The organism is Paenibacillus periandrae (assembly GCF_022458865.1).
GTDB classification, from domain to species: domain Bacteria; phylum Bacillota; class Bacilli; order Paenibacillales; family NBRC-103111; genus Paenibacillus_S; species Paenibacillus_S periandrae.
On record NZ_JAJNMU010000264.1, the window covers coordinates 1 to 207 of the forward strand.

The following is a 207-nucleotide window of genomic DNA, read 5'->3' on the forward strand; positions in this document are numbered from 1 at the left end:
GCGGACTACCAGCCGGCGATTATTCGACCTTTTCCAAAAAAGCCAAGGATGTTCCTTATGACCTGTTTAAGCAGACTTTGCAGCTACTTTTGAAAAAATGCAACCGACCCTTGCGCCGCGAATTACGTTTGCCTAAGGACCTTCTTCTTATCGACTCGACCACGATCACAGTCGGCAAAACACGTTTGCCTTGGGCACCCTATCATG

1 pseudogene is annotated in these 207 nt (G+C 48.3%); it reads left to right on the forward strand.

The window, feature by feature from the left end:
• Positions 1–207: pseudogene (locus tag LRL21_RS47555) on the forward strand (IS4 family transposase); the annotation flags it as partial.